This window comes from Streptomyces sp. Rer75, assembly GCF_013414305.1.
GTDB classification, from domain to species: Bacteria; Actinomycetota; Actinomycetes; order Streptomycetales; family Streptomycetaceae; genus Streptomyces; species Streptomyces himastatinicus.
Genome location: NZ_CP058693.1, coordinates 635,111 through 661,478, shown reverse-complemented (window position 1 = coordinate 661,478; position 26,368 = coordinate 635,111). Strand labels below are relative to the sequence as shown.

23 protein-coding genes and 2 pseudogenes are annotated in these 26,368 nt (G+C 71.6%); 14 read left to right on the top strand and 11 right to left on the bottom strand.

Annotated features, from left to right (window positions below):
- Window positions 1–36: 36 nt before the first annotated feature.
- The 3 genes from HYQ63_RS02170 to HYQ63_RS02160 are packed head-to-tail and all read right to left on the bottom strand — an operon-like array spanning window position 37 to window position 3,716.
- Window positions 37–930 carry a dihydrodipicolinate synthase family protein gene (locus HYQ63_RS02170; RefSeq protein WP_179932232.1) on the bottom strand — a complete coding sequence of 298 codons (894 nt, stop codon included), beginning with the start codon at window positions 928–930 and terminating at the stop codon, window positions 37–39.
- Window positions 931–979: 49 nt separating this feature from the next.
- Window positions 980–2,371: an NAD(P)/FAD-dependent oxidoreductase gene (locus tag HYQ63_RS02165; RefSeq protein ID WP_218929532.1), complete on the bottom strand. Its 1,392-nt coding sequence runs from the start codon at window positions 2,369–2,371 to the stop codon at window positions 980–982.
- A gap of 37 nt (window positions 2,372–2,408) precedes the next feature.
- Entirely contained in the window at window positions 2,409–3,716 is a 1,308-nt protein-coding gene (locus HYQ63_RS02160; protein WP_257232555.1) for an MFS transporter, read from the bottom strand.
- 17 nt (window positions 3,717–3,733) lie between these two features.
- Here HYQ63_RS02160 and HYQ63_RS02155 point away from each other — a divergent pair, with 17 nt between their 5' ends.
- The gene (locus HYQ63_RS02155; protein WP_373689195.1) at window positions 3,734–5,368 is read left to right on the top strand and encodes a GntR family transcriptional regulator; all 1,635 of its coding nucleotides are present in this window, start codon (window positions 3,734–3,736) and stop codon (window positions 5,366–5,368) included.
- A 37-nt stretch (window positions 5,369–5,405) separates the two neighbouring features.
- Here the strand turns inward: HYQ63_RS02155 and HYQ63_RS02150 are convergent, their stop codons facing one another.
- A complete protein-coding gene (locus tag HYQ63_RS02150; RefSeq protein ID WP_179932230.1) occupies window positions 5,406–6,071 on the bottom strand; it encodes a GntR family transcriptional regulator in 666 nt (221 codons plus the stop codon).
- Window positions 6,072–6,166: 95 nt separating this feature from the next.
- On the opposite strand from HYQ63_RS02150, the gene glyA reads away from it, so the two are divergent.
- The 8 genes from glyA to HYQ63_RS45835 all read left to right on the top strand — a co-directional run bounded on the left by glyA (window position 6,167) and on the right by HYQ63_RS45835 (window position 14,897).
- The gene (gene glyA / locus HYQ63_RS02145; protein ID WP_179932229.1) at window positions 6,167–7,480 is read left to right on the top strand and encodes a serine hydroxymethyltransferase; all 1,314 of its coding nucleotides are present in this window, start codon (window positions 6,167–6,169) and stop codon (window positions 7,478–7,480) included.
- 13 nt (window positions 7,481–7,493) lie between these two features.
- Window positions 7,494–8,714, top strand: coding sequence for a sarcosine oxidase subunit beta family protein (locus HYQ63_RS02140; protein ID WP_179932228.1), 1,221 nt, complete (start codon window positions 7,494–7,496; stop codon window positions 8,712–8,714).
- Window positions 8,715–8,724: 10 nt separating this feature from the next.
- The gene (locus HYQ63_RS02135) at window positions 8,725–9,021 is read left to right on the top strand and encodes a sarcosine oxidase subunit delta (RefSeq protein WP_009712259.1); all 297 of its coding nucleotides are present in this window, start codon (window positions 8,725–8,727) and stop codon (window positions 9,019–9,021) included.
- Entirely contained in the window at window positions 9,018–11,912 is a 2,895-nt protein-coding gene (locus HYQ63_RS02130) for a sarcosine oxidase subunit alpha family protein (protein WP_179932227.1), read from the top strand. Before HYQ63_RS02135 ends, HYQ63_RS02130 begins: the two co-directional genes overlap by 4 nt.
- Entirely contained in the window at window positions 11,905–12,534 is a 630-nt protein-coding gene (locus HYQ63_RS02125; protein WP_179932226.1) for a sarcosine oxidase subunit gamma, read from the top strand. Before HYQ63_RS02130 ends, HYQ63_RS02125 begins: the two co-directional genes overlap by 8 nt.
- A 168-nt stretch (window positions 12,535–12,702) precedes the next feature.
- Window positions 12,703–13,800 carry a winged helix DNA-binding domain-containing protein gene (locus tag HYQ63_RS02120; RefSeq protein ID WP_179939655.1) on the top strand — a complete coding sequence of 366 codons (1,098 nt, stop codon included), beginning with the start codon at window positions 12,703–12,705 and terminating at the stop codon, window positions 13,798–13,800.
- Between the two features lie 24 nt (window positions 13,801–13,824).
- Window positions 13,825–14,517, top strand: coding sequence for an HAD family hydrolase (locus HYQ63_RS02115; protein ID WP_179932225.1), 693 nt, complete (start codon window positions 13,825–13,827; stop codon window positions 14,515–14,517).
- 107 nt (window positions 14,518–14,624) lie between these two features.
- The gene (locus HYQ63_RS45835; RefSeq protein ID WP_373689010.1) at window positions 14,625–14,897 is read left to right on the top strand and encodes a hypothetical protein; all 273 of its coding nucleotides are present in this window, start codon (window positions 14,625–14,627) and stop codon (window positions 14,895–14,897) included.
- A gap of 16 nt (window positions 14,898–14,913) precedes the next feature.
- On the opposite strand, the gene HYQ63_RS02105 is transcribed toward HYQ63_RS45835, so the two are convergent.
- Both HYQ63_RS02105 and HYQ63_RS02100 read right to left on the bottom strand, forming a co-directional pair.
- Entirely contained in the window at window positions 14,914–15,540 is a 627-nt protein-coding gene (locus HYQ63_RS02105; protein ID WP_179932224.1) for a hypothetical protein, read from the bottom strand.
- Window positions 15,541–15,704: 164 nt separating this feature from the next.
- A pseudogene (locus HYQ63_RS02100) lies at window positions 15,705–16,814 on the bottom strand (MFS transporter); the annotation flags it as partial.
- A 288-nt stretch (window positions 16,815–17,102) separates the two neighbouring features.
- Between HYQ63_RS02100 and HYQ63_RS02095 the strand changes: the two are divergent.
- Genes HYQ63_RS02095 through HYQ63_RS02085 form a run of 3 tightly spaced genes read left to right on the top strand, consistent with a single transcriptional unit; the run spans window position 17,103 to window position 19,500 of the window.
- Window positions 17,103–17,972 carry a condensation domain-containing protein gene (locus HYQ63_RS02095; protein WP_179932222.1) on the top strand — a complete coding sequence of 290 codons (870 nt, stop codon included), beginning with the start codon at window positions 17,103–17,105 and terminating at the stop codon, window positions 17,970–17,972.
- Window positions 17,969–18,244, top strand: a complete 276-nt coding sequence (locus HYQ63_RS02090) for a phosphopantetheine-binding protein (RefSeq protein ID WP_179932221.1) — start codon at window positions 17,969–17,971, stop codon at window positions 18,242–18,244. The genes HYQ63_RS02095 and HYQ63_RS02090 overlap by 4 nt, the downstream gene beginning before the upstream one ends.
- On the top strand, window positions 18,241–19,500 hold the full coding sequence (locus HYQ63_RS02085; protein ID WP_179932220.1) for an aminotransferase class III-fold pyridoxal phosphate-dependent enzyme: 1,260 nt from the start codon (window positions 18,241–18,243) through the stop codon (window positions 19,498–19,500). Before HYQ63_RS02090 ends, HYQ63_RS02085 begins: the two co-directional genes overlap by 4 nt.
- A gap of 87 nt (window positions 19,501–19,587) precedes the next feature.
- Here the strand turns inward: HYQ63_RS02085 and HYQ63_RS02080 are convergent, their stop codons facing one another.
- Complete coding sequence (locus HYQ63_RS02080) at window positions 19,588–20,385, bottom strand: SDR family NAD(P)-dependent oxidoreductase (protein WP_179932219.1); 798 nt, start codon at window positions 20,383–20,385, stop codon at window positions 19,588–19,590.
- A gap of 171 nt (window positions 20,386–20,556) precedes the next feature.
- Between HYQ63_RS02080 and HYQ63_RS02075 the strand changes: the two genes are divergently transcribed.
- A complete protein-coding gene (locus HYQ63_RS02075; protein ID WP_179932218.1) occupies window positions 20,557–21,780 on the top strand; it encodes a CdaR family transcriptional regulator in 1,224 nt (407 codons plus the stop codon).
- A gap of 26 nt (window positions 21,781–21,806) precedes the next feature.
- Here the strand turns inward: HYQ63_RS02075 and HYQ63_RS02070 are convergent, their stop codons facing one another.
- The 3 genes and pseudogenes from HYQ63_RS02070 to HYQ63_RS44265 form a co-directional block, all read right to left on the bottom strand.
- The gene (locus HYQ63_RS02070; protein WP_257231540.1) at window positions 21,807–22,475 is read right to left on the bottom strand and encodes an FAD-dependent oxidoreductase; all 669 of its coding nucleotides are present in this window, start codon (window positions 22,473–22,475) and stop codon (window positions 21,807–21,809) included.
- Between the two features lie 244 nt (window positions 22,476–22,719).
- Window positions 22,720–23,301 (bottom strand): sigma factor-like helix-turn-helix DNA-binding protein, encoded by a 582-nt coding sequence (locus HYQ63_RS02065; protein WP_257231539.1) that lies wholly within the window; start codon window positions 23,299–23,301, stop codon window positions 22,720–22,722.
- A 58-nt stretch (window positions 23,302–23,359) separates the two neighbouring features.
- A pseudogene (locus HYQ63_RS44265) lies at window positions 23,360–23,449 on the bottom strand (RNA polymerase subunit sigma-24); the annotation flags it as partial.
- Between the two features lie 241 nt (window positions 23,450–23,690).
- Here HYQ63_RS44265 and HYQ63_RS02060 point away from each other — a divergent pair.
- Window positions 23,691–24,992 carry an MFS transporter gene (locus HYQ63_RS02060; protein ID WP_179932217.1) on the top strand — a complete coding sequence of 434 codons (1,302 nt, stop codon included), beginning with the start codon at window positions 23,691–23,693 and terminating at the stop codon, window positions 24,990–24,992.
- Window positions 24,993–25,006: 14 nt separating this feature from the next.
- On the opposite strand, the gene HYQ63_RS02055 is transcribed toward HYQ63_RS02060, so the two are convergent.
- The gene (locus HYQ63_RS02055) at window positions 25,007–26,176 is read right to left on the bottom strand and encodes an aminotransferase (protein ID WP_179932216.1); all 1,170 of its coding nucleotides are present in this window, start codon (window positions 26,174–26,176) and stop codon (window positions 25,007–25,009) included.
- Between the last annotated feature and the right edge of the window lie 192 nt (window positions 26,177–26,368).

The window sequence follows — 26,368 nt, the reverse complement described above, 5'->3', positions numbered from 1 at the left end:
GAAACAGCCGGGATGCGGTCGTGGGCCCGAGGGCCGTCACGCCGACCGCTGGCGAAGCTCCTCGTACAGGGCGGAGATCCTGGCGGTCGTGGCGGCGTCGAGCCCGAGCAGCGGCTCACGGGGAGGCCCGATGGGGAACCCGGCCGCCTCCAGGGCGGCCTTGACCGCGGGAATGAACGGCGCGGACATCATGGTGTCCATCAGCGGGTAGATCCGCGCCCACTCGGCTCGCGCGCGCCCGAGTTCGCCGTCGCGCAAGGCACGGTGGATCGAGACGAGTTCGGCCGGTATCACGTTCGCGGTCCCGGCCATGACACCGGCGGCGCCCTCGGAGATCGCGGTCAGAAGGAGGCTGTCCCAGCCGATGAAGGTGGAGATGACGTCGCCGTAACGGTGGATCAGCTGTCCGGCCTGGGCCATGTCGGCGCTGGTGTCCTTGATGTACTGGATGTTCTCGACCTCGCGGGCGAGCTGTCCGACGGTTTCCGGCGGGAGCGGGACACCGGTGGCCGCGGGCAGGTTGTAGAGCATGATCGGGATGTCCACGGCGTCGGCCACGGTGCGCAGGTAGCGCAGCGTCTCGTCCAGCGTGAGCGGCTCGTAGTACGGGGCGACGACCATCAGGACCGAGGCTCCGGCGGCTTCTGCGTGGCGGGACAGCGCGACGGCTTCCTTCGTGCTCAGTGCCCCGGTCTGCGCGATCACCGGCACCCGTCCGGCCACCTGGTCGACGACGGTCTCGACCACCTGGCGCCGCTCCGCGCCGCTCATCGCCGCGAACTCACCGGTGGATCCACAGGCGACGACTCCGTCGACCCCGCCGTCGACGCTGCGGTCGACCAGGCGGCGCAGCGTCTTCTCGTCGATCTGTCCGTCCGGCGCGAACGGTGAGGCAAGGGCGGTCAGGACACCGCTCAGCTGTGACGACATGCTTTGAGTCTCCTCGGAAGAAACTGGGGGACAGGGGGGGGCGGTGGACTCAGGTGACGGCGCGCAGGGGCGCCAGGCCGTGCGGGATGGTCTGCCGGTCGGTGGCCAGCAGGCTCTGCGCCTCTTGCGCGGCGGACAGGCCGGTCTGGATCGCGGTCTCGGTGTAGAGGGTGCCGAGGTAGTCACCGGCCAGGAGGACCCGGCCGCTGCGGCGGGTCAGCGTCGACTGCAACGTCCCGCGGCCGGGGAAGCAGTAGGGCGCGCCGGTGGGCCAGCGCTGCACCTCGGCTTCGACGACCTTCTCGGGGAATCCCGGCAGGACCTGGCCGAGGTCGTCGAGGTAGGTCCGGCGGATCTCGTCGTCGTCGCGTTCGAGCAGCGACCGCGCCAGACTGCCCGGCGAGAAGGTCATGATGCTGCTGCCGGGACGGCGTTCCGGCTCCAGACCGCGCGCGATGTTCGACATGTTCAGCAGCACGTTGAAGGACCGCTTCGGCGTCGCGATGGCGTAGGCGTCGTCCCAGACCTGACGCCCGGTCTCGTCGGTGAGGAACGCCGCGCTCACGTACGGGCCGTAGACGACCTTCGACAGGGCCTCTCGGACGTCGCGGTCGAGGTCGACCGCGATGCGGTGGCTGACGTTCGCGGGAGTGGCCAGCACCACGCAGCGCGCCTCGACCTCCCGTTCCACCCCGTCCTGCCGGTAGCGGACGACGACCGAGCCCTTCTTCTGGACGATCTCGTCGACGGCCGCGTTCAGCCGCACCCGGTCCGACAGGGCCGCGGCGATGCCCTCGGTGAGGGTGGAGGGGCCGCCGAGGATGCTCTGCGTGAGGCCACCGCCGATGTTCCACACCAGGCTGAAGTAGCCGACACCGGCACCGGCGGAGATCTGGTCGATGTCGGCGGCGGAGCGGGTCACCGTGGGCTTGAACAGCGCTTCGGCGTCTTCGGGCAGGTCGCCCACGAAGTCGGAGAAGCTGCGGTCGTTCATGAAGCTGTAGACCCGCCGCTGGCGGGCGGCCTCGTCCTCGCCGGGCCGCAACCGCACGATCCTCGCGTACTTGGCGACGGCGAGCGCGACCTTGGCACCGGCCTTCACCATCCCGGCGCGGGCGGACCACGGCATCGGAATCCGGAACGGATAGCTCTCCACCCGGCCCTTGAGGAGCAGCTTGCCGTTCATGGCCAGCCCGGCCAGCGATCCCGTCACCGGGGTCGAGTCGATGCCGGTGTCGCGCAGGAGCCACGCCGTGGAGGAGTTTCCGCCTGCGTAGACGTGCCCGCCCCAGTTGAGCCAGTACGGTCCGCGGCGCTCCGAGCGGATGCGTCCGCCGACCCGGCCCTCCGACTCCAGCAGGAGCGTGTCCCAGTGCCGCAGTCGCCAGCCCGCGGCCAGTCCCGCGATGCCGCCTCCGACGATCACTACGTCCTTCATCATGTCCTTCCCTAGCCGTTGCGGGGGGAGATGACTGCGGTCAGACACTTGCCGGGCGCCCGGCGGTCTCGGCGGTCTCGCCGGTGTGGGGATGCAACGCGGCGGCTTCGTGCAGGGCCATGTCCCGTGTCTCGGGCGCCCACAGGACGGACACGAGGGCGCCGACGAGGCTGATCGCGGCGGCGGCGATCATGGTGCCGCCGATGCCCCAACTGGTCAGGGCCACAGGGACGAGATAGGTGCCGACGGCGGCGCCGATACGGCTGACGGAGGAGGCCAGTCCGACGGCGGAGCCGCGTACCTCGGTCGGGAACAGTTCGTTCGGGTAGATCCACTGGAGGATCTGGGTGCCGCCGATGATGATCGCGTACAGGGCGAACAGGGTCATGATCACGCCCGAGGGGGCGTGGGGGAAGATGCCGAGCAGCAGCAGGGCCAGCCCCGACCAGACGAAACTGTGGATGACCAGCGTGCGGCGGCCCATCCGGTTCACCCCGAGCAGGGCGATCACACAGCCGAGGAGGAACATGACGGTGATCAGCGCCTCCCCGATATTGGCGAGGCCGCCTTCGAGCTGAAGCGCGTCCAGGATCTTCGGGCCGAAGGCGTAGATGGCGAACAGCGGGACGACGGAACAGGTCCAGAAGACGGAGATGTACAGCATGCGTCCGCCGTAACCGGACCGCATGATCGCCTTGACGTCGACGTTCTCGTGCTCCTCCGCGGTCAGGTCGGCGATCGTCGCGTCGGGACCGTAGACCTGCTTGAGGACGGCCTCGGCCTCGTCGGTGCGGCCCTTGTTCGCCAGCCAGCGCGGGGACTCGGGCGTGCCATGGCGCAGCAGCACGATGATCGTGGCGGGCAGCGTGGCGCTGGCGAGCATCCACCGCCACCCGTCGTCGCCGACCGACAGCAGGACCTCTCCGACGACGTACGCGGTGGCGGCGCCCACGAACCACATGACGACCAGGCCGCCGAGCAGCGGCCCCCGGTAACGGCGCGGCGTGAACTCGGCCAGCAGGGAGGTGGCGATGGGGTAGTCCGCGCCGACCGCCATGCCGATCAGCAGGCGCAGGATGAACAGCCACACCGGATCGGCGGCCCAGAACTGGGCGACCGAGCAGACGATGATGGCGATCAGGTCGATGGTGTACAGGAGTTGCCGGCCGAACTTGTCGGTCAGCCAGCCGCCCACGAAGGCACCGAGGAAGATGCCGATGAGCGCCGAGGCGCCGATGAGGCCCTGCGCGGAGTCGGACAGGTCCAGCTGCGGCGTGATCTGCACCATGGCGACGCCGATGATGCTCAGGACGTAGCCATCGAGGAACGGTCCCCCGGAGGAGTACAGCGCCAGTTTCTTGTGGGCTGGCGGGCCTGGACGAGCAACCCCGTCCCGGGCGGCCTCCCGCGGCGGATGACGACACCGTGGCCCATGTCCTCGTCCGCACCCTCACCCCACCGCCGCCCGGTGCCGGACACGCCTGGTCGACGCGTTCCATGGCGGCCGAAACCGGGCTGAACCAGAGCACCGTGAGCCGGATCTGGCGCGCCTACCGCATCCGGCCGGGGGCGGGTGCCACGGCCGGGCCGCGCCGGGCGTGGTCCCTGCCGGACCGCGCCGAGGAGGTGGTCGGTCTGTTCATCGCGCCACCGGTGTGCGTGCTCGCCGTGACGGTCCGGACGGGACGGGGCGGGGCCGCGCGCACCTGCGCGGGCCGGTTGTTCGGCCAGGAGCGGGATGCGCCCCACGTCCTGGCCGTGGCCTCCGCCTTCGCCGCGCTCCGGGGCGGGCGGGACACGCGGGACACGCCCTGGACGGACCACCCCGCCCTGCGCACGTTCCTGGAGCGGGCGGGGGCGGCGGCCGATACCGGGGGAGCGGTGCATCTCCTGGCACACGGCGTGCCCGCGGAGGGCCCCGCCGTGTGCCAGGACGTGTCCCCGAGGCTGCGCTGGCACCACGTACCCGGCCCGGCGGCGTGGACCGACGAGACCCGGCGCCTCCTCGCCGCCGATGCCCGGCCCGCTCACGAGACCGCCCCCGAGACGGCCCCCCGGACCGCCCCCGGGCCGCACCGCCTCCGTGACGCGCTGCTGACCTGGTCCACCACATGGACCCCGTCCGCGGACCCCTTCACCCGGGTCGCCGCCCCGCGCCCGGTGTACGACACCCCGGCCATCTGCGGCTCCGGAAACGACTCGAACGCCCGGGACGTGTGCGCGCCCGGCCACGCCGACGTCCCCACGGCGACCACGTTCACATCCCCCGACGAGCCGCCCGGTGCTCCCCTCACGACCGATCCCGTCGTGGGCCTGTTGCGCGAAGCCGTGCTCGCCGGCGGCCACCGGCCCGGCGACCGGGTCCGGGAGGCGCCGCTCGCGGCCCGCCTCGGCCTCTCGCGCCGGGTCGTCCGCGCGGGGCTCCGGGCGCTGGCCGAGGAGGGCATGCTGGATCTGCTCCCGGGCGGTGCGACCGCCGTCCCCACCGTCAGGGCGAAGGACGTCCTCGATCTCTACGCCCTGCGCGCCAGCCTGGGCGCGCTGCTCATCCGGCGCGTCGCCATGCTCGGGCGCGACCAGCTCGCCAGGGCCTCAGCGGCCCTGGCGGAGGTCCGCGACGCCGCCCGGGACAACGACCACGCCCGCATACGCGAAGTGGACTTGCGGTATCAGGACGCCCTCGCCCGCACGGCGGACCTCCCGCAGGCGGCGCACACCTTCGAACGCCTCACGGCCCGTCTGCGCATGTTCGTCACGGTGCTGGACATGGACTACAGCCAGGCGTGCGACACCATCAGCGACGAAGACACCGCCGTCCACGAGGCGTTGCGCAAGGCCGACGGAAACGAGGCGGCCCGCCTGTGGCGGGTCAAGATCGAACGCTGCGTCCGCTTCATGATCGCCCAGCTCCCCGAGGACGACGCCGCCCCGCATCTGTGGACCACCCTGGCGGGCAGGCCCCGACTGCGCCGGGACGATCCGCGGGACGCCGCGCACTGACGCGGAAACGGCGCTTCAGCTCATGCCTTACGGCGTCTCAGATCGCGGCGCGAATGGCCCGCTCGAAGCCCTCGACATGGTCGCGGGCGAGCTGGGCCGCCTTCTCGGCGTCACCGGCGACGATCGCCTCGAGCAGCGGTCCGTGCTCTTCGACGTGGCCCGCCATGTCGGACAGCCGGTCGATGAACAGGCACCAGATGCGCGTGGCCAGGTTGTCGTGGCGGACGAGGGTGTCCTCCAGGTACGGGTTGTGGGTGGCGGCGTAGATGGCGCGGTGTACCTGAAGGTCCAGGCGCATCAGCTCATCGGCGCCGTGCCGACGGGAATCCACGCTCCCCAGCTCCCGTAGCGCCGCCGTCAGGACCGCACGGTCCGCCGCCGTGGCGCGCCGCGCGGCCTGGGCGGCGGCCAGCGGCTCCAGCTCCTGGCGCACCTCGGAGATGTGGGCCAGGTCGGTGATGTTGACGTCGGTGGCGAAGGTGCCGCGCCGGGGGTAGGTCGTGATCAGGCGCTCGTACTGGAGCCGCTTGAGCGCCTCGCGCACCGGCGTCCGGCCGACGCCGAGGGACTGGGCCAGCTGGTCCTCGTTGATCGGCGCGCCCGGGCGGATCTCGAGCATGACGAGCCGGTCGCGGATGGCGCGGTAGGCGCGCTCGGCGAGGGACAGCTCCTCGCCCCTCGGCTCGGTCGCCACATGCTGCATGAAACCCCCTTGACCTCTCCCGGCGGGCTCCCATACCTTACCGCAGAGGCTGATATATCAGTTGCCCATTAGTTGGCTCTCAGGATGGTGCACAGATGGCAACCACCCCGTCGATCACCACGGTCACCTCCCACCTCACCCTTCCGCTCAGCACACTCGACCCGGATATCGCCACCGCGGTGGACGCCGAGCTGCACCGTCAGCAGTCCACCCTCGAGATGATCGCCTCGGAGAACTTCGCTCCGGCCGCTGTCATGGAGGCACAGGGCTCGGTCCTGACCAACAAGTACGCGGAGGGCTACCCGGGCCGCCGCTACTACGGCGGCTGCGAACACGTCGACGTCGTCGAGCAGCTGGCCATCGCCCGGGTGAAGCAGCTCTTCGGCGCGGAGGCCGCCAACGTACAGCCGCACTCCGGCGCCCAGGCCAACGCGGCCGCCATGTTCGCGCTGCTGGACCCCGGCGACACGATCCTCGGCCTCGACCTGGCGCACGGCGGCCATCTCACCCACGGCATGCGCATCAACTACTCCGGCAAGCTGTACAACGTCGTGCCGTACCACGTGCGCGAGTCCGACATGCGCATCGACATGGACGAGGTCGAGCGGCTCGCCCACGCCCACCGGCCCAAGATGATCGTCGCCGGCTGGTCGGCCTATCCCCGCCGGCTGGACTTCGCCGCGTTCCGGCGCATCGCCGACGCGGTGGGCGCGTATCTGATGGTGGACATGGCGCACTTCGCCGGGCTGGTGGCCGCGGGCCTCCACCCGAGCCCGGTGCCGTACGCCGACGTGGTGACGACCACCACCCACAAGACCCTCGGCGGCCCGCGCGGCGGTGTGATCCTCAGCCGCGCCGACCTGGCCAAGAAGATCAACTCCGCGGTCTTCCCGGGCCAGCAGGGCGGCCCGCTGGAGCACGTCATCGCCGCGAAGGCGGTGGCCTTCAAGGTGGCGGCGAGCGAGGAGTTCGCCGAGCGCCAGCAGCGCACCCTGGCCGGTGCCCGCATCCTCGCCGGGCGGCTGCTGTCCGACGACGTGGCCGAGGCCGGGATCACGGTGCTGACCGGTGGCACCGAAGTCCATCTGATCCTCGTCGACCTGCGCGCCTCCGCGCTCGACGGGCAGCAGGCCGAGGACCGGCTGCACCGCATCGGCATCACCGTCAACCGCAACGCCGTACCGTTCGACCCGCGTCCCCCGATGGTCTCCTCGGGGCTGCGCATCGGCACCCCGGCCCTGGCCGCCCGGGGCTTCGGCGAGACGGAGTTCCGCGAGGTGGCCGACATCATCGCCCAGGCCCTGAAGGACGAGAAGTTCGGCGACGAGCACGCGGGCCTGCTGCGCGACCGGGTCGAAAAGCTCGCCGCCGCGTTCCCCCTCTACCCCCACCTGAACATCCCCACCTGAACGGAGACGCGGCATGACCACCCAGCCGCTGCCGGAGCACCCGGACTTCCTCTGGCGCAACCCGGAGCCGCGCTCCTCCTACGACGTCGTCATCGTCGGCGCGGGAGGCCACGGCCTGGCCACCGCCTACTACCTCGCCAAGAACCACGGCATCACCAACGTGGCCGTCCTGGAGAAGGGCTGGCTGGCCGGCGGCAACATGGCCCGCAACACGACGATCATCCGCTCCAACTACCTGTGGGACGAGAGCGCGGCGATGTACGAGCACGCGCTGGGGCTCTGGGAGCGGCTCCCGGAGGAGCTGGAGTACGACTTCCTGTTCAGCCAGCGCGGCGTCCTCAACCTCGCGCACACCCTCCAGGACGTCCGCGAAGGGGTGCGCCGCGTGGGCGCCAACCGCCTCAACGGCGTCGACGCCCAGTGGCTCACCCCGGACGAGGTCGCCGAGGTCTGCCCCATCCTCAACGTCTCGCCCGACACCCGGTATCCGGTCCTCGGCGCCACCTTCCAGCCGCGAGCCGGTATCGCCAAGCACGACCACGTGGCCTGGGCGCTGGCCCGGCGGGCGGACGAGCTGGGCGTGGACCTGATCCAGGGGTGCGAGGTCACCGGCTTCGTCAAGGACGGCGACCGGGTCGTGGGCGTGGAGACCAGCCGCGGGCGCATCCTCGCGGGCCGGGTCGGCCTCGCGGCCGCCGGACACAGCAGCGTCCTGGCCGAGATGGCCGGTTTCCGGCTGCCGGTGCAGTCCCACCCGCTCCAGGCGCTGGTGTCCGAGCTGCACGAGCCGGTGCACCCCACGGTGGTGATGTCCAACCACGTGCACGTCTACGTGTCCCAGGCCCACAAGGGCGAGCTGGTGATGGGCGCGGGCGTCGACGCGTACAACGGCTACGGGCAGCGCGGCTCGTTCCATGTGATCGAGCACCAGATGGCCGCCGCCGTCGAGCTGTTCCCCGTCTTCGCCCGTGCGCACGTGCTGCGCACCTGGGGCGGCATCGTCGACGTCACCCCGGACGCCTCCCCGATCATCGGCGCCACCCCCGTCGAGAACCTCTACGTCAACTGCGGCTGGGGCACCGGTGGCTTCAAGGCCACCCCGGCCGCCGGATGGACCTTCGCGCACACCATCGCCACCGGCGAGCCCCACCCGCTGAACGCCCCCTTCGCCCTCGAACGCTTCACGACGGGCGCACTGATCGACGAACACGGCGCCGCGGCCGTGGCCCACTGAGGAGAACACCGTGCTGCTGATCACCTGCCCATGGTGCGGTCCTCGCGACGAGGCCGAGTACCACTACGGGGGACAGGCTCACGTCCCCTACCCCGGAAACACCGCGGACCTCACCGACGAGGAATGGGCCGCGTACGTCTTCTACCGCGACAACCCCAAGGGGCCCTTCGCCGAGCGGTGGATGCACGGCACCGGGTGCCGCCGCTGGTTCAACGTCCTGCGCGACACCACCACGTACGAGGTGCTGGCCGCCTACCGGCTCGACGAGCCCCGCCCCGCACTGCCCCAGGCCGGAGGGAACCGATGACCGACCAGCCATTCCGGCTCCCGGGCGGGGGCCGCGTCGACCGCGGCTCCGTGCTGCGTTTCACCGTCGACGGCCGTGAGCTGACCGGGCACCCCGGGGACACCGTCGCCTCGGCGATGCTGGCGAACGGGCTCGTGGAGGTCGCCCCGTCGATCTACCGCGGCCGTCCGCGCGGCATCGTCGCCGCGGGCCCCGAGGAGCCCAACGCCCTGGTGCAGATCGACGGCCCGTGCTCGGAGGGCATGCTGCCCGCGACGACGGCAGAGCTGTACGACGGCCTGTCCGCCACCACGCTGTCCGGGATGGGCCGCCTCGACCCGGCCCCCGACCCCGCCGTCTACGACAAGAAGTACCTCCATACCGATGTCCTGGTCGTCGGCGCCGGACCCGCCGGGCTCGCCGCCGCCACCGCCGCCGCGGGCTCCGGCGCCCGGGTGATCCTCCTCGACGAGCAGTCCGAGCCGGGCGGCTCGCTGCTCTCCGGGAGCACCGAGACGGTCGGCGAGCAGAGCGCCCTCGCGTGGGCCGCCGAGGTCCGCGCGGCCCTCGACGCCGCGCCCGAGGTCGTCGTCCTGCGGCGCACCACGGCATTCGGCTCGTACGACGACAACTACGTGCTGGCCGTCCAGCGCCGCACCGACCACCTCGGGGCCAACGCTCCCCAGCCGTCCGAAGGCGTCTCGCGCCAGCGGGTGTGGCACATCCGGGCCCGCCGGGTGGTCCTGGCGACCGGCGCCCACGAGCGTCCGCTGGTCTTCGCGGGCAACGACCGCCCCGGGGTGATGCTCGCCGCCGCCGTGCGCTCGTACCTCAACCGGTACGCCGTGGCCCCGGGATCGCGGGCCGTGGTGAGCACCACCAACGACAGCGCCTATGACACGGTCGCCGATCTGCACGCCGCCGGGATCGACATCGCCGCCGTCGTGGACGCGCGGCCCGAGCTGTCCCACCGGGCCGCCGAAGTGGCCGTGGCGACCGGGGCGCGGGTGCTGACGGGCAGCGCGGTGGCCGGCACCGCGGGGGAGAGCCGCATCACCGGTGTCACCGTCCAGGCCCTCGACGCCGAGGGGCAACTCACCGGCGCCCCCGAGTCGTTCGACTGCGACCTGCTGGCCGTCTCGGGCGGATGGAGCCCGGTGGTGCACCTGCACAGCCAGCGTCAGGGCAAACTGCGCTGGGACGAGGACCTGGCCGCCTTCGTGCCCGACGGCACCGTGCGGGACCAGCAGGTCGTCGGCGCGGCCCGCGGGACGTACGGCCTCGACGGCTGTCTGGCCGAGGGTGCGCGGGCCGGTGCGCGGGCCGCGACGGAGGCCGGGTTCCCGGTGCCCGTGCCCCCGTCCGACGATGCGCGGTCCGAAGGGGGCCCGGTGCGGGCCCTGTGGCTGGTCCCCGCGTCCGAGGGCGAACCCGGCAGCTGGGACACCCACTTCGTCGACCTCCAGCGCGATGTGTCGGTCGCCGATGTCTGGCGGTCGGTCGGCGCCGGTATGCGCGGTGTCGAGCACGTCAAGCGCTACACCTCGCTCGGCACGGCGAACGACCAGGGCAAGACGTCCGGCGTCAACGCGATCGGTGTGATCGCCCAGGCCCTCGGCGCGGGCGCCTCACCCGGAGACATCGGCACCACCTCCTACCGGGCGCCGTACACGCCGGTGGCCTTCGCCGCCCTGGCCGGGCGTGAGCGCGGCGAGCTGTTCGACCCGGAGCGGACCACGTCCGTCCACGGCTGGCACGTGGCGCACGGCGCGGAGTTCGAGGACGTCGGGCAGTGGAAGCGCCCCCGGTACTACCCCCGGCCCGGCGAGGACATGGACACTGCCGTGGCCCGCGAGTGCCGCGCGGCCCGTGAGGGGGTGGCGTTCATGGACGCCACCACCCTCGGCAAGATCGAGATCTGGGGCGCGGACGCGGGCGAGTTCCTGGGCCGGATCTACACCAACGGCTTCAAGAAGCTGAAGCCCGGCATGGCCCGCTACGGCGTCATGTGCAAGCCCGACGGGATGATCTTCGACGACGGCGTGACGCTGCGACTGGACGAGAACCGCTACTTCATGACCACCACGACCGGTGGGGCCGCCGGGGTCCTGGACTGGCTGGAGGAGTGGCTTCAGACCGAGTGGCCCGAACTCGACGTCCACTGCACCTCGGTGACCGAGCAGTGGACGACGATCGCCGTCGTCGGCCCCCAGTCCCGCGAGGTCGTCGCCGGTCTCGCGCCCGACGTCGACCTGTCCGCCGAGGCGTTCCCCTTCATGGCCTTCCGCGAGACCACCCTGGCCTCCGGTGTCCCGGCCCGCATCTGCCGGATCTCCTTCTCCGGCGAACTCGCCTACGAAATCAACGTCCCGGCGTGGTACGGCCTGGCGGTCTGGGAGGAGGTGTACGCGATCGGCCGACCGTACGACATCACCCCGTACGGCACCGAGACCATGCACGTCCTGCGCGCCGAGAAGGGCTACATCATCGTCGGCCAGGACACCGACGGCACCGTGACCCCGCAGGACGCGGGCATGTCCTGGGTGGTCTCCAAGCAGAAGGACTTCGTCGGAAAGCGCTCCTACTCCCGCGTGGACACCTCCCGCACCGACCGCAAGCAGCTGGTCGGCCTGCTGCCGAGCGACGGCAGGACCCGGCTGCCCGAGGGCGCCCAGCTCGTCGCGCCGGACGTGCCCCTCACCCCCGAGGCCGGGCCGGTGCCGATGCTCGGCCACGTCACCTCCAGCTACCACAGCCCGGCCCTCGGCCGCCCCTTCGCCCTCGCCCTCGTCGCCGGTGGGCGGGCGAGGATCGGACAGACCCTGCTCGCCCCGGTGGGCGAGGAACTGGTGCCCGTCCTGGTGGCCGACTCCGTCCTGTACGACCCCGAAGGGACCAAGCGCGATGGCTGAGCCGACGATCGACGCGGGCGCGGGCCCGGTGGCCCTGCGCACCAGCCCCCTGGCCCATCTGGAGGCGCGGATGCGCGCCGCCGCCGTCACCGGTGAGCGTGGCGTCCGACTTGCCGAGTGGCCGTTCATCACCATGGTGAACCTGCGCGTCGCCCCCGCCTCCGAAGCGGCCGACCGCATCGAGAAGACCCTGGGCGCACCGCTCCCGCGGCAGTGCGGTCAGACCGCCGTATCCGGCCCCCACACGCTCCTGTGGCTGGGCCCCGACGAGTGGCTCGTGGTGTCTCCGGCGGGCGGGACGTCCGTGGCCGCCGAGTTGCGGGAGGCGCTCGCCGGAGACCCGGGGTCGGTGGTGGACGTCTCGGCGAACCGCACCACGCTGGAGCTGAGCGGCCCGTCCGCCCGGCAGGTGCTGGAGAAGGGCTGCCCCCTGGACCTGCACCCCCGGGCCTTCGGCCCCGGCCGGGCGGTGTCGACCACGGTGGGGCCGGTCGCGGTGCTGCTCTGGCAGGTGGACGAGGCCCCGACGTACCGGCTGTTCCCCCGGTCCTCGTTCGCCGACTACCTGGCGCGCTGGCTCATCGACGCGATGAGCGAGTACCGCGGCCCGGCGCTGCCGTAGTGGGGGCCCGGCGCTGTCGTAGCGCCAGAGGAACACGGTTCCCGCATCGGGTGCGGGACCGACGACGCGGTCCGGGATGCGGTCACATCCTGACCGCATCCCCTGCGATCGTCGTCCCGCACCCGACAGCAATCGGCAGGACCGAAGGGACCACGTGTGACGATGAGGATGACCGTCCTCGACAACCGGGCGCTGGGCCGCGCGACGCTGGCCCGGCAGCTGCTGCTCGACCGCGCCGACGTACCGGTGCTCGACGCCGTAGCGCACCTCGGCGGTCTTCAGGCGCAGGAGCCGCAGGAACCGTTCACCGGCCTCTGGTCGCGGCTGCGCGCGTTCGACCCGGCGGCCCTGGACGGCCTGCTGACCGGGCGGCACGTGGTACGAACCCACCTCATGCGCCGCACCGTGCACCTCCTCACCGCCGACGACACCCTGGCCTGGCGGGCGCGCCATGACACCATGCTGCGCCAGAAGGTGATGGGCACCTACCGCCGCGATCTGGAGGGGGTGGACCTCGCCGAACTCGCCGCCGCGGCCCGCGCGGTGCTGGCCGACGGCGAGCCCCGCTCGATGGCCGAGGTCGCGCGGATCCTCGCCGACCGCTGGCCCGCGCCGAACCCGAGGGCACTGGGCGAGATGGCGATCGCCGCCCTCGTCCCGGTCGCGCAGTTGCCGCCGCGCGGGCTGTGGCGCGTCAGGTCGGGGGTGCGCAACACCCCGCTCACCCGCTGGCTGGGCCGCGAGATCGCCCCGTCCGCCCCTGAGGGGACCGACCCGGTCGGCGAAGCGCTGGTGCGCCGCTATCTGGCCGCGTTCGGCCCCGCGGCCTCGGCCGACCTGCGCGCCTGGTGCGGCCTCGCCGGACTGCCCGCCGCGGTGGCCGCCGTCCGCGGGGAGCTGGTCACCTTCCGCGACGCGCGCGGCCGCGAACTGCTCGACCTGCCCGACGCGCCGCGCCCCGACCCCGGCACACCCGCCCCGGTGCGTTTCCTGCCCGCGTTCGACAACGCGATCCTCGGCTACCACGACCGCAGCCGGATCATCGACGATGTCCACCGTGGCCTGTCCGTCGCGGGCGCCCGCATGGTGCTGGTGGACGGCCGGGTCGCCGCGACCTGGACGGTCGACGCGGACACCGTCGTGGTCACCCCGCTGCGGGGCTTCTCCCGGGCCGAGCGCGCGGCCGTCACCGAGGAGGGCCAGGGCCTGGCCTCGTTCCTGTCCGAGAACGACAGCGACCGCGTACGGATTGCCATGTCCCCGTGAGCGGCGGCGGCTTACGATGACGGCATGGTCAAGGGAGTGATGTTCGACTTCTCCGGAACGTTGCTGCGGTGCGAGTCGGTCGAGGAGTGGCTCGGCGCGGTCCTGGCGGAGACCGCGGTCCCGGTGGACGGCGAGGAGTTCGCCGACTGGGTGCGGCGGCTGACGGAGTGCGGAGCACTGCCGGGCGGACCCTCGCCCCAGCGCATCCCCTCGCGGCTCGAAGGGTTGTGGCACGAACGGGATCTGAGTTCCCATCAGCATCGTGCGGCCTACAGCGGGTTGATCGAGGAGGCCGGGCTGCCGCGGGCGGAGCTGACGCAGGCGCTGTACGACCGCCACCGGATGCCCGCCGCCTGGCACCCCTACCCGGACACCGGAACAACGCTGCGGGAACTGCGCCGACGCGGGATCCCGGTGGCCGTGGTCAGCAACATCGGCTGGGACCTGCGGCCGGTGTTCCGGGCGCATGACCTCGATGGGCTGGTGGACGCCTATGTGCTCTCCTACGAGCTGGGCACGCAGAAGCCCGACCCCGCCATCTTCGGGGCCGCCTGCGACGCGCTCGGCCTGTCACCCTCCGACGTGTTGATGGTCGGGGACAACCGCGTCGCGGACGGTGGCGCGGAGGCGCTGGGCTGTCCGGTGCACTTCGTCGACCATCTGCCGGTCGACCGGCGTCCGGCGGGGCTCGCGCCCGTCCTGGACCTGCTCGGCTGAGCGATCGCTACGGCTTCGAGGTCACCGTCGTCGAGAAGGCATCCGCGATCCGCGGCGGCGGCTATCCCATCGACATCCGCGGCACGGCCCGCGGCGTCGCGGACCGCATGGGACTGCTCCCGCAGCTGCGGAAAGCCCACGTCGACACTCGTACGTGGACGCCGACGGACACCTCATCGGCTCGCTCCGCCCCGAAGCCATCACCGGCGGCGCAGAACCAGGCCCTGGCCACCGCGGGTGCTGCCATCACGATCCCCGGCACCCGGGAAGTGCTCGACGCCCGCAACGCGGCCCTGCTCAACCCCGCCGAGCTGACGGGCGCCGAGTTCCGCGCGGCCGACACCGGCCTGGTCCTGCCCGACTACGGCCACGCCGCATGACGGGCCACGGGGTTCGCTACAGGCCGTCTCGTACCATCGCGGCGACGATGTTGACGTGCCGGTCGGCCGCGGTCTGGGAGAACTCGTTGTCGTAGTTCAGACCGTACGGCCAGAAGTGGCCGCCTCCGGCGGACAGCGTGGCACTGGCGCCGTCGTACTGCCGGACGAGCCTGGTGGCCTCCGCGCCACGCCATGTGCCGCCGCTGGTGAGCGCGGCCCAACGGCTGCTCGTGCCGACGCCTATCGTGTGCGCGATCTCGTGCAGTGCGGTGCGCTCGGTCATATAGGCGCGGTTGCCGAAGCGGATCGTCCCGTTGATGTTGCCGTCCGCGGTGGGAACACCCGGGTTGTACTGCACGGTGATGTTCTTGCCGAGATCGCTGAGGTTGTTGTAGCGGGCCACCGCGGCGTTCATGGCCGCGGTGATGCGGTTGTACGCGTCCTGCTGGTCCGGGGTGGGATTGCTGACCTTTTGCAGCGTCCAGGTGATGGTCGCCAACGCGGCCTGCGGCGAACGCTGTTGGGCGGCGCTCGGTGCCTTCGCGGGGGCGGCTGCCTGCGCCACGACCGGCGCGGCCATCGTGAACGTGACGGCCGCCAGAGCGGCGGCCATGGCCCGGCGTCTGGGGTGGGGTGACGTCATGTCCGGTACTCCTCGTCATCCGTGCGGTGCTGTGTGGGGGCGTTCGACTTTGTGCGGTATTAAGAGAAGGCACGGGTGACGAAGTGTCAAGATGCTGCGCAGCTAAAGGATTTCCCGCCGCTGCTCGCCTGGTCCTCGCCCGGTCCACGCCGGTCCTCGTCGGCTCAGGACTCGCCGGGGGAGGAGTCGGTGGCGGGGTCGGCACCGGGCTGGCGGGCCGCGGCCTTGCCGTCCTCGCCCGCGGACGCCTGTTCCGCCACGCCGGTCGTGGCCGGAGTCGGGCGCACGAGCAGGGACACCACCGCGGCCAGTGCCGCCGCCGCTGCCGCGGCCGCGAACGCCCAGGTGTGAGAGCCGTCGTCCGCGCTGACCAGCTGGCCGGAGAGCGACGAGCCGAGCGCGTAACCACCCCACATGAAGGTGCTCATCCAGGCGAACGCCTCGGTGCGGTACTCCTCCGGCGTGGCCTCGCCCAGCACGACCTGGTGCAGGGTGTCCCGGGGGCCGCCGACCATGCCCACCGCCAGCAGGACCAGCCCGGCCCACACCAGATGGGACACCTGGGCGCTGATCAGGAGGAGTGCCGCGGAGGCGGCGTGGTACAGGGCGAGCTGGGGCCCCGGACGTCCCTTGCGCTCGCGCGCCCCGTAGATCAGCGCGCTGATCACCGCGCCCAGGGACAGGACGCTCAGGAGCACACCGGACGAACCGCCGGCGCCGTCCCCACCGGCCAGCGCCGCGATCGCCACGACCATTCCGCCGTACGCGACCGTGTCGCAGACGACGATGCCGAGCAGCACCCGGACCTGCCCGTGTGACAGGGGACCGAGGAAATGCCGCTCCGCACGTTCCCCCTTCGGCGGCGGCAGGGAGACCGTCAGCAACAGCAGCACTCCGGCGGTCGTGCTGCACGCCGCGAAGACCACCGCGGCGTTCGGCGACGCGAAGGCCATCAGGCCCGAGACGATCAGGGGGCCGGTGACGAACATGACCTCGTTGAGCACCGCGTCCAGGGCGAAGGCCGTCTTCAGCTGCTCCCCGGACACCAGCACCGGCCAGCTGGAGCGCACCACGGGGCCCGCGGGCGGGGTGGTGGCGCCGAGCGCCGCCGCGCTCGCGATCAGCACTCCCACGGAGGCGTGCTGGGTGAGGGCCCACAGCAGCACCGCGTACGCGGCCATGTTCGCCACCAGGTAGTAGGCCAGGACCCGGCGGGGCCGCAGCCGGTCCACGAGCCGGCCGGCCACCGGAACGGCCACGGCCAGCGCCGCCGCGTACCCCGAGAGGAACCCCGGCGGCCGAACCGTACGAGCCGAGGGAGGAGTTCACCGCCAGGAGCAGACTCAGGCTGAGCATCGGCGCGGCGATACGGCTCGCTACCGCCGAGATGGCCAGGCGGGCCACTTGCGGTCTGCTCAGCAGGGATAAGTATGCGCGCATGTCCAGTCTCCCGGGGAGATCATGCCGTACGACACAGCGGAACGGGACGCCCGCGATCCGCTGGTGGAACAGCACCTGACTGTTGCTGCCTGGCGTACTCGGCGGCCATACTCGCACAGGGCATGACCGTTTCGCAGCTGGGCCCCGCCGGGGTTTTCCGGGTTCCGAAAGGCGCCGCCTTCCCCTGGTTCCGCGTCGCCGCCGAACCCCCCGGGCCGGGCGGGGAGAGCCTGGCCTACTGGCGCACCAGGCTCGCCGGTGTGCCGCCCCTGGACCTGTCGGACGGGGCTCCCCGACCGTCGCGGCCCACGGGAGCGGGCGGGCTGCACCGCTTCCGGCTGCTGGACGGCGACGCGGCACAGCGGCTCGCCGAGCTGTGCGCGCGGCACGGCGCGACGGAGTTCACCGGGCTGCTGGCCGGGCTGAAGGCGGCCCTGGCCGCCTTCAGCGGCAGCACGGACCTGGCGGTGGGAACCGCCGTGTCCGGCCGCACGGACCCGGCCGCCGACTCGCTCATCGGGTTCTTCGTCAACACGCTGGTCCTGCGCACCGATGTGTCCGGAGACCCCGCCTTCACCGAGATCCTGGGCCGGGCCAGGGACACGGCCGTGGGCGCCTTCGCGCACCAGGACCTGCCGTTCGACGAGCTGGTCGGCGTGCTCAACCCGAAGCGGGACGCGCTGTACTCCCCGCTGTTCCAGGTCATGTTCTCCCTCCAGGACGTACGCGGACGCGCCCTGCGCCTGCCGGGTGTCCGGGCGGAGGTACTGGAGGTCTACAACGGCACGTCGAAGTTCGACCTGGACGTCCTGCTCACCCGCGGTGACGACGGCGTATCCGGCGTGGCCGAGTACAGCCTCGATGTCTTCGGCCCGTCCCGGGTCGAGTACCTGTGCGCCGAGTTCGTACGCGTGCTGAACACGGCTCTGCGCACTCCGCACACTCCGCTGTCCCGCCTGGCCGGGACACCAACGAAGGGAACCGTGTCATGAGCTCCGAAACCGGAACGCCGGCCGTGGACGGCGCCGAGACCGCGACCGAGAAGACGGTGGCCGAGGTCTGGGTCGAGGTGCTGAAGAAGGACACCTTCAGCACGAGCGACGACTTCTTCGCCGTGGGCGGGAACTCGATGCTGGCGACTCTCGCGACGTACAAGCTGCGGGAGAAGTTCGACAAGGAGTTGCCGCTGATGATGGTTTTCGAGAACCCGACGGTCACCGAACTGGCCAAGGCTATCGACGAATTCGTCGCCGGTGACGAATGATCAGCTCTGAGGACTATCCCCTGTGGAACAGTCCCGCCATGGGCGCCTACCTCAAGACCGTCTCCCCGGAGACGATGCTGGCCGAGGGGCGGGGCGTGCGGGTGCGGGACACCGGCGGGAGGTGGTTGCTGGACGCCCGCTCCGGCCTGTGGAACGTCACGCTCGGATACGACCACCCGGGCATCAAGGAAGCCATCAGACGGCAGCTGGACACCCTGCCGTACGCCAACCTGATCGGCTACGGACGGCCCAGCGCCCTCTCGATGGAGGCGGCCGAGGCGCTGCTGCCGCACCTGCCGTCGCATCTGAACAAGATCCGTTATTGCAGCAACGGCTCCCAGGCGGTGGAGACGGCGGTCCTGCTGTCGCGGTTCCTGCACCGGGCACAGGGAGCCCCGGAGCGCAACACGGTCTTCGGGATGTGGCGCGGCTTCCACGGGCTCGGGGCGGGCGGCGGTGCCCTGACCGGCATACCGTACGTGCATCACCAGGCCGGGCCGCTCCTGCCGGACGTCATGCACGCACCGGGGCCGTTCGAGGCGCACGGTGACGGGCAGGCGAGCGATCTCGAACGGCTGATGACGGACTTCGGCCCGGAACGCGTCAGCGCGGTCGTGGTCGAACCCGTTGTCGGCGAGGGCGGACACGTGCTGACACGGGAGTACCTGACCTCGCTGGCGCAGTTCTGCCGGACGCACGGCATCCATCTCATCGTCGACGAGGTCACCACCGGGATGGGCCGAACCGGCGCCTTCACCCGCAGCGGGCAACTGGACCTGCGGCCGGACATGCTCACCCTCGGCAAGGGGCTGACCTCGGGCTACGCCCCGCTGTCGGCCGTGGTGCTGTCCGACGAGGTGTACCAGGCGGTCCGGGGCCTGCCCTACGACCAACAGTTCTTCATCGGTTCGACGAACGACGGGCACCCGCTGTCGCTCGCCGCGTCGATGGCGGTGGTCGAAGCGCTGACCACCGAGGGAATCCTGGAGAACGTCCGGGCCCGCGGTGCGGAGCTGGAACGTCGGCTGACCTCCGTCGTCAAGAGGCACCCGCAGGTCACCTCGGTCCGGGGAACCGGCCTGATGTACGCGATCGAGTCCGACGAGCCGGATCTGCTCCGTCTGGCGATGGAGGCGAGGGGTGTTCTGGTGTCCACACTCGCCAAGTGGCCGCTGGTGATCTCCTCCGAGGAGATCGAGGAAATCGTCGTCGCGGTCGACCAAGCGCTGGGCGACGTCGCGGAGTTCGCCTCATGACGGGCCCGGCCTCCTCTTCGTCGTCGAGCCCTTCGACGGCGAAGAGGGGACCTGCAACGCGGCATTCGAAGCACCCCGGAGCGGAGTTCAGCAGCGCGCCGTGAGACCGCCGTCCACCGGCAGGCACACGCTGTTGACGTAACCCGCCTCGTCGGAGGCGAGGAAGACGGCGGCCGCCGCGACATCCCAGGGGCTGCCCATGCGTCCCGTCGGGCTCGCCGCGTGGCGGGCCGCCAGTGCGGCCCCGGGGTCGTCGGCACCGGCCACGATCTGCCGGGCCACCAGCGGGGTGTCGATCAGCCCCGGAAGGACGGCGTTGACGCGGATGCCCTCGGCGGCGTGGCGCAGGGCCAGGGTGACCGTGAGCTGATTGACCGCCGCCTTCGCCGCGCTGTAGCCGGGGTACGGGTAACCGGTGTCGCGTATCGCGGCGATCGACGACACGTTGACGACCGCGCCACCGCCCGCCGCCACCATCCGCGGCAGCACATGCTTGCAGGTCAGGAAGACACCGTCCACGTTGACCGCGAGGGTGGACCGCCACTCGGCGAGGCTCAGCCCGGTGACATCGCCCAAGCGGGCCACGCCCACGTTGTTGTGCAGCACCGTCGGCGCGCCGAAGGCGCGCTCGGCCGCCACGACGGCGGCCGCCACCTGTTCCTCGACCGTCACATCGGCCGTCAGGGGCAGCGCCTCACCGCCCTCGGCCGTGATCGCCTCGGCCGTACGCCGCGCCTGGTCCCCGTCGATGTCGATCGTCGCGACGCGCGCGCCCTCCCGGGCGAACGCGAGCGCGGCCGCCTGGCCGTTGCTCACCCCGTCACCGCTCGAACCGGCCCCGAAGACGAGTGCGGTGCGGCCGTCCAGCCGTCGTCCCCTGCGCATGGCCCGATCCTGCGCGTCGCGACGTGTCCGGACCACCGACGGCCGTCGCAAACCTGCCGTACCGGATCCTCGATTTGTAGAAAACACCAGGTCATAACCCTTCACCTGGCAGCCGACATGCGTAATGATCTTCACTTGTCAGTGACAGCGTCCGGTGGGAGGTGATGCGCGATGCCCGGAGCCCGACTCCAGGACGTCGTGGACGACTTGGCCGAGCGCATAGGCCGCTCCGTCGCGGTCAACGATCCACGCGTTCACATCCTCTGCGCCAGCCGCCACTTCGGCGACGAGGACCGGGTACGGGTGCGCGCCGTGCTCCAGCGCGATGCGGGGAGCGCCGCCGCCGGACACATCCTCGCCCAGGGCGTCGACCGCTGGACCGCACCCGGCGTCATCCCGCCGCGCGCCGACCTCGGCATGCGGGCCCGGCTGTGCGCACCGATCCGGTGGCGGCACCAACTGCTGGGCCTGCTCGTCGTCATCGACCCCGACGGCTCCCTGCCCTCCTCCAGCATCGACGCCGTCACCGCCGCCACGCACACCCTCGCGCCCCTGATGTACCAGGACTTCGCCGCCGGGGACACCGAACGCACGGCCCGCGAGGGAGCGCTGCGCCAGCTGCTGAACCCCTCGGCCACCGTGCGCGAAACCGGGCGCGACGCGCTCGCACGCGGTGGATGGCTGCCGTCGTCCCGCTACGCCACCGCCACGGTCGCAACGGTGGCCGGTGACCCACCCGCCGACCGCGGGGGAGCGGCGGAGGTGGCGCTGCGCACGGGGCTGGAACGGGTGGCGGCCGACAGATCGTGGCGGACCGAGTTCTGCCTCAACGGACCGCACGGCGTGCTGCTGACCTTCTCCGACCGCCCCCCGCCGGACGAGTCGCTGCGCGCCCGCGCCTCGGCCCTCCTCGAACAGGCACGGTCGGTGCTGGCCGGGACGGCGGAGTGCGTCGCGGGAATCGGCGAGACCGCGGACGGCGGCGCCGAAGCGGCGTGGATGTCGTACGAGCAGGCCACCGGTGCCGCACGGGCGGCCGGTGCGCGGCCCGGCGGCGACGGCATCGTCCACTGGGAGCAACTCGGCGCGCTGGCACCCCTGTCGCTGCTCCCGCCGGACCGCCTGACCCCCGCGCTGCTGCCCGGACCGCTGCGCACCCTCCTCGCGCAGGACCCGTCGGGCCGCCTCACCGAAACCCTCACCACCTACCTCGACCACGGAGGTTCGGCCCCGCGCACCGCACGCGCCCTCCACCTCCACCGCACATCGCTGTACTACCGGCTCCAGCGGATCACCGAACTCACCGGGCTCGACCTGGCCGACGGCGACAACCGGCTCACGCTCCACCTCGGGCTCCGCCTCCACGCGCTGATGCGCAGGACGCTCCGTACGTGAGTCCGTGGTGCCGGTGGCGGCCCGGGTCAGCGGCGCAGGGCCAGCACCGTGCCCCTCGTGACGGCCTCCTTGAACCGGGCCGAGGCGCGTCCGGTGAGGACGGCGGCGACTGGGCTGTCGTCGGCGCGGGTGAACTGGGTGAGGCCGTCGTGCCGACCGAGGCTGATGTTCTGCCAGACGTAGCGCAGGCGCAGCGGTTTGGGGGCACGGCCGGTGAGCGAGGCGGCGACGCTGCCCGCGACGTACGCGCCCATCGGCAGCCCCGTCTGGCACGACATGCGGGATGCGGCGCCGTCAGGTCCGTACGCCGCTGCGGCGTCGCCCGCTGCGAAGACCTCCGGGTGGGAGATCGAGCGCAGCGTCGTGTCGACCATGATCAGGCCGCGGGGATCGACCGCGAACCCGGCCTCGCGTGCCAGGTCGGGTACGCGGAATCCTGCCGTCCAGACGACGGCGTCGGTCGGGATCTCGCCGCCGTCGGCGAGGACCAGGCCGTGTGCGGCGACTTCGCAGACGCGGGTGTGTTCCCGGAGCGTGACGCCGTGCCGGTCCAGGGCGGTGCGGAGGTATCGTCGGCCGCGCTCCGAGAGCCCGGTGCCCAGCTCACCGCCGGTGACCAGTTGCACCGTGCGCCCCGGGTAGGCCTCGGCCAGCTCGGTGGCCACCTCGATGCCGGTCAGGCCCGCCCCGGCCACGGCCAGCGAACCTTGGTTCTTTGAGCGGCTGACCGGCGGCGAGCTGGTGCAGACGTACCCGCTCCACGAAATGGCCGACGGCATTGACCAGCGTGATGCGTATGTCGCCGCGGCGCAATGTGCGGGACACGCCCTTGGCGGCGGACAGTCCGGCGTACCCGGCTCCCAGAACCACGATGTGATGTGTCATGCCTCCTGAACCGGCGGGCCGGCGCATCCGTGACAGCTCATGACGTGAAGTGGATCACGCGAGCTGGCCGGCGGCGAAGGCCAGCTTGCCGGGGTTGATGACCGTACGAACCGCGCTCACCCGGCCCTCGTGGATTTCCGGTACGACGATGGCAAGCAGCGCCCGACCTGCGAAGACGACAGCCCCCGACTCGCCGTTCACCTCGGCGAACCCGACCCTGACCCGCGCCGCCTCCGGCCGGGAGCCCAGGCCCAGCAGATAGCGAAGCACCTTCTCGTGTCCGGTGATCGGCCGGCGTGCCGCGGTCACCTGGCCGCCGCCGTCGGCCCAGGCAACGACATCGTCGGCGAGCAGCTGCTCGAGTCCGGCCACATCGCCTTCGAAGGTGGCAGCGAAGAAGCGCTCGACGATCTTCTTGCGTTGTGCGTCGTCGACGTCGAAGTGCCTTCGCGGGTGGCTGAGTTGGTCGCGGGCCCGACGGTGCAACTGCCGCGAGTGAGCCTCCTCGATACCGACGGCTTCGGCGATCTCCCGGTGGCTGTGGCCGAACGCCTCGCGCAGGACGAACACCGCACGTTCGGCCGGGGTGAGCCGCTCCATCAGGGTGAGCAGCGCGAGGGACACGGACTCGCGCACGGGCGGAGGTGAGCTGGTTGATGCAGAGGTTCGTCATGACCTTGGTCAGCCAGGCGGCCGGTGTACGGACGGCGGAGTGGTCGGCCGTGCTCCAGCGCAGATACGTGTCCTGCACGACGTCCTCGGCCTCACTCGCCGAACCGAGCATCCGGTACGCGAGCGAGAAGAGCCGAGGCCGGTGCGATTCGAACTCCGCGGCAGCTTCCGTGACCATGCCCGCAGCATGCCAGGCGGGCCGGCGGGATGGTGCGGCAGGGAAGGCGCGCACCCCGGGGGATTTCGACAAAGCGAGGAAAGCACCCGGCCGATTCCCGACAGGCAACGGTGGCGTGCCCCGCCGCCGCGCCCCATACTCCGACCGCAGTCAAGGTCACCCAGGAGCCGTCGCCATGTCCACCATCGCCCCACCCGCCGTCCGTACGGTGTCCACCACACGGATCGCGGTGGCCAGTTTCGTCGGAACGGCCATCGAGTTCTACGACTTCTACATCTACGGGACCGCCGCCGCGCTCGTCCTCGGCAAGCTGTTCTTCCCCACCTTCTCCGCGCTCGCGGGCACCCTGGCCGCGTTCGCCACCTTCGGTGTCGGCTTCGTCGCCCGCCCGATCGGCGCAGTCATCTTCGGACACTTCGGCGACCGCACCGGCCGCAAGACGATGCTGGTCACCTCCCTCCTCGTCATGGGCACGGGAACGGTCGCCATCGGACTGCTGCCCACCTACCGGGACGTCGGCATCGCGGCACCGGTCCTGCTGGTCCTGTGCCGGTTCCTGCAAGGCGTGGGGCTGGGCGGCGAGTGGGGCGGCGCGGTGCTGCTGGCCACGGAGTACGCGCCCCGGGACAAGCGGGGGCTGTGGTCGAGCTTCCCGCAGATGGGCCCCGCCATCGGCTTCATCGCCGCGGGCGGTTCGTTCCTGCTGCTGGGCCGGGTGATGGACGACGCGGCGTTCGAGTCCTGGGGGTGGCGGATCCCGTTCCTCGCCAGCGCGGCGCTGGTGGTGGTCGGCTTCTACATCCGGATGCGGATCGCCGAAACACCGGTGTTCCGGAAGGCGCTGGAACAGCACGAGCGGGCCAAGGCGCCCATCGTCGAGGTGGTCCGCCGTCAGGGCACCACCCTGGCCCTGGCGACCTGCGCGTTCATCCTCGCGCACACGCTCTTCTACACCATCACGACCTTCGCGCTCTCCTACGGCACCACCGTGCTGGACCTCGACAAGGACATGCTGCTGCTGTGCGCGATGGCCGCGGCCCTCGTCCTGGGCGTCGCCACCCCGCTGCTGGCCGTCCTCTCCGACCGGGTCGGCCGCCGCAACGTCTGCCTGAGCGCGGGGGTACTGGCCGCGGTATGGGCGTACCCCATGTTCGCCCTGATCAACACCGGTGAGCCCCTGCTCATCGGGCTCGCGATGGCCGTCGGGATGCTCGCCTTCGCCGCGCTGTACGGCCCGATGGGCGCCTTCCTCCCCGAGATGTTCGCCACCCGCTACCGCTACACCGGCGCGTCCGTGGCCTACAACGCGAGCGGCATCGTCGGCGGTGGCATCACGCCCCTCCTCGCCACCCAGCTCGTCGCCTCCACCGGCTCCTCGGTGCCGGTGTCCGGCTACATCGTGGTGGTCGCCGTGGTCTCCGCGCTGTGCGTGTGGTTCCTGAAGGAGACCCACACCAGCGACCTGGAGACGACCTGACCGGCTGAGCAGGGTCAGCCGAGGACATCCTTGGCCATCAGCCGGAGCCGCCCGGCGAACTCGGTGAGCCCGGCCCGGTCGACGTTGCCGAAGCTGACCCGGAACACCTGGCGGTCGTCGGGCAGGAAGGCGGTGCCCGGGATGACGAGCGTGTCGTAGCGGGTGACGAGGTCGCGCACGACCTCGTCGGTGCCGCGCCCGGCGAAGGGGTGGCGGACCCAGCCGAAGAACCCTCCGCAGCTCAGCAGCTCGAAACCGCCCGGCCGGTCGGCCATCACGGTCTCCAGCCAACGCCGCTTCTCCGTGACCTCGTCCGCCCGCGCACGCCGCCACTCCCGGGCCGAGGTCAGCCCCGCCCAGGCGGCCTCCTGCCCGACTCGCGGAGGGCAGATCGCCACGCAGTCGAGCAGCTTCATCACCTCGCGGTTCAGCTCCGGCGAAGCGACGACCGCGCCCACCCGGTAGCCGGGAATGGCGAGGTCCTTGGAGAAGCTGTGCAGGCTCACCAGGGTCCCCGCCCAGTCCGGCTCGGCGAACAGCCGGTGCGCCGGCTGCTCGGTGTCGCGGAACGAGCGGTAGGTCTCGTCCAGGATCAGCGCGATGTCATGCCGCTTCGCCACCTCGTAGAAACCCGCGAGCACCTCCGGCGGAAGGGTGACACCACTCGGATTGCCCGGGGTGACCAGCACGATCGCCCGGGTGCGCGGCGTGATGAGCGCTTCGGCCGCTTCCGGGGTCGGCACGAGATCGGGCCCGGGCTCCAGATAGCGGGGCACGACGCCGTTCATGCGCAGCCACATGTCGTAGTTGAAGTAGTACGGCAGGACTTCGATGACCTCGTCACCCGGCTCGGTGAGCGCCTGGGCGACGAGGCAGAACGCCTGATTACACCCGGCGGTGACGACCATCTGGCCGGCCCCCACCGGACTCCCGTACCCATGGCCGAGATCGGCGGCGAAGGCCTCCCGCAGCCGCGGCAGCCCGGGGGCCGGCACGTAGGCGGCGCCGTTCGGCTCGTGCGCGACCGCGGCGACGTGCTCGATCATCTCGGCGGCGGGCGGGTAGCTCGGCGCCGCCTGGGCCAGGTCGAGCAGCGCACGCTCACCACTGCGGCCCGCCAGCAGGGCGTACGTCGCACCCATCGGCGAATCGATCTCATGCACGGTTCGCGGGCTGAGTCGCACGTCGGCACTCCTTCACGGACTGGCTGGCCACTGGCGGTTCACCGCGATGCTACCGACATCCCCCGCGCACCGGCCGGACCGAACAGGCCGCCTCGCGCACGCGATGTCGAACTGCGAGGCCGGAAACGCACGTCTGTACGGCAGTTGATGCACCGCACACCGACCGCAACTGAGTCATGCCATCTGGGCATC

Coding starts and splice junctions, on each gene's coding strand:
- HYQ63_RS02170 (WP_179932232.1), bottom strand. CDS start 930: ATGTCGTCACAGCTGAGCGGTGTCCTGACCGCCCTTGCCTCACCGTTC.
- HYQ63_RS02165 (WP_218929532.1), bottom strand. CDS start 2,371: ATGATGAAGGACGTAGTGATCGTCGGAGGCGGCATCGCGGGACTGGCC.
- HYQ63_RS02150 (WP_179932230.1), bottom strand. CDS start 6,071: ATGCAGCATGTGGCGACCGAGCCGAGGGGCGAGGAGCTGTCCCTCGCC.
- glyA (WP_179932229.1), top strand. CDS start 6,167: ATGGCAACCACCCCGTCGATCACCACGGTCACCTCCCACCTCACCCTT.
- HYQ63_RS02140 (WP_179932228.1), top strand. CDS start 7,494: ATGACCACCCAGCCGCTGCCGGAGCACCCGGACTTCCTCTGGCGCAAC.
- HYQ63_RS02130 (WP_179932227.1), top strand. CDS start 9,018: ATGACCGACCAGCCATTCCGGCTCCCGGGCGGGGGCCGCGTCGACCGC.
- HYQ63_RS02125 (WP_179932226.1), top strand. CDS start 11,905: ATGGCTGAGCCGACGATCGACGCGGGCGCGGGCCCGGTGGCCCTGCGC.
- HYQ63_RS02120 (WP_179939655.1), top strand. CDS start 12,703: ATGACCGTCCTCGACAACCGGGCGCTGGGCCGCGCGACGCTGGCCCGG.
- HYQ63_RS02115 (WP_179932225.1), top strand. CDS start 13,825: ATGGTCAAGGGAGTGATGTTCGACTTCTCCGGAACGTTGCTGCGGTGC.
- HYQ63_RS45835 (WP_373689010.1), top strand. CDS start 14,625: ATGGGACTGCTCCCGCAGCTGCGGAAAGCCCACGTCGACACTCGTACG.
- HYQ63_RS02105 (WP_179932224.1), bottom strand. CDS start 15,540: ATGACGTCACCCCACCCCAGACGCCGGGCCATGGCCGCCGCTCTGGCG.
- HYQ63_RS02095 (WP_179932222.1), top strand. CDS start 17,103: ATGACCGTTTCGCAGCTGGGCCCCGCCGGGGTTTTCCGGGTTCCGAAA.
- HYQ63_RS02090 (WP_179932221.1), top strand. CDS start 17,969: ATGAGCTCCGAAACCGGAACGCCGGCCGTGGACGGCGCCGAGACCGCG.
- HYQ63_RS02085 (WP_179932220.1), top strand. CDS start 18,241: ATGATCAGCTCTGAGGACTATCCCCTGTGGAACAGTCCCGCCATGGGC.
- HYQ63_RS02080 (WP_179932219.1), bottom strand. CDS start 20,385: ATGCGCAGGGGACGACGGCTGGACGGCCGCACCGCACTCGTCTTCGGG.
- HYQ63_RS02075 (WP_179932218.1), top strand. CDS start 20,557: ATGCCCGGAGCCCGACTCCAGGACGTCGTGGACGACTTGGCCGAGCGC.
- HYQ63_RS02060 (WP_179932217.1), top strand. CDS start 23,691: ATGTCCACCATCGCCCCACCCGCCGTCCGTACGGTGTCCACCACACGG.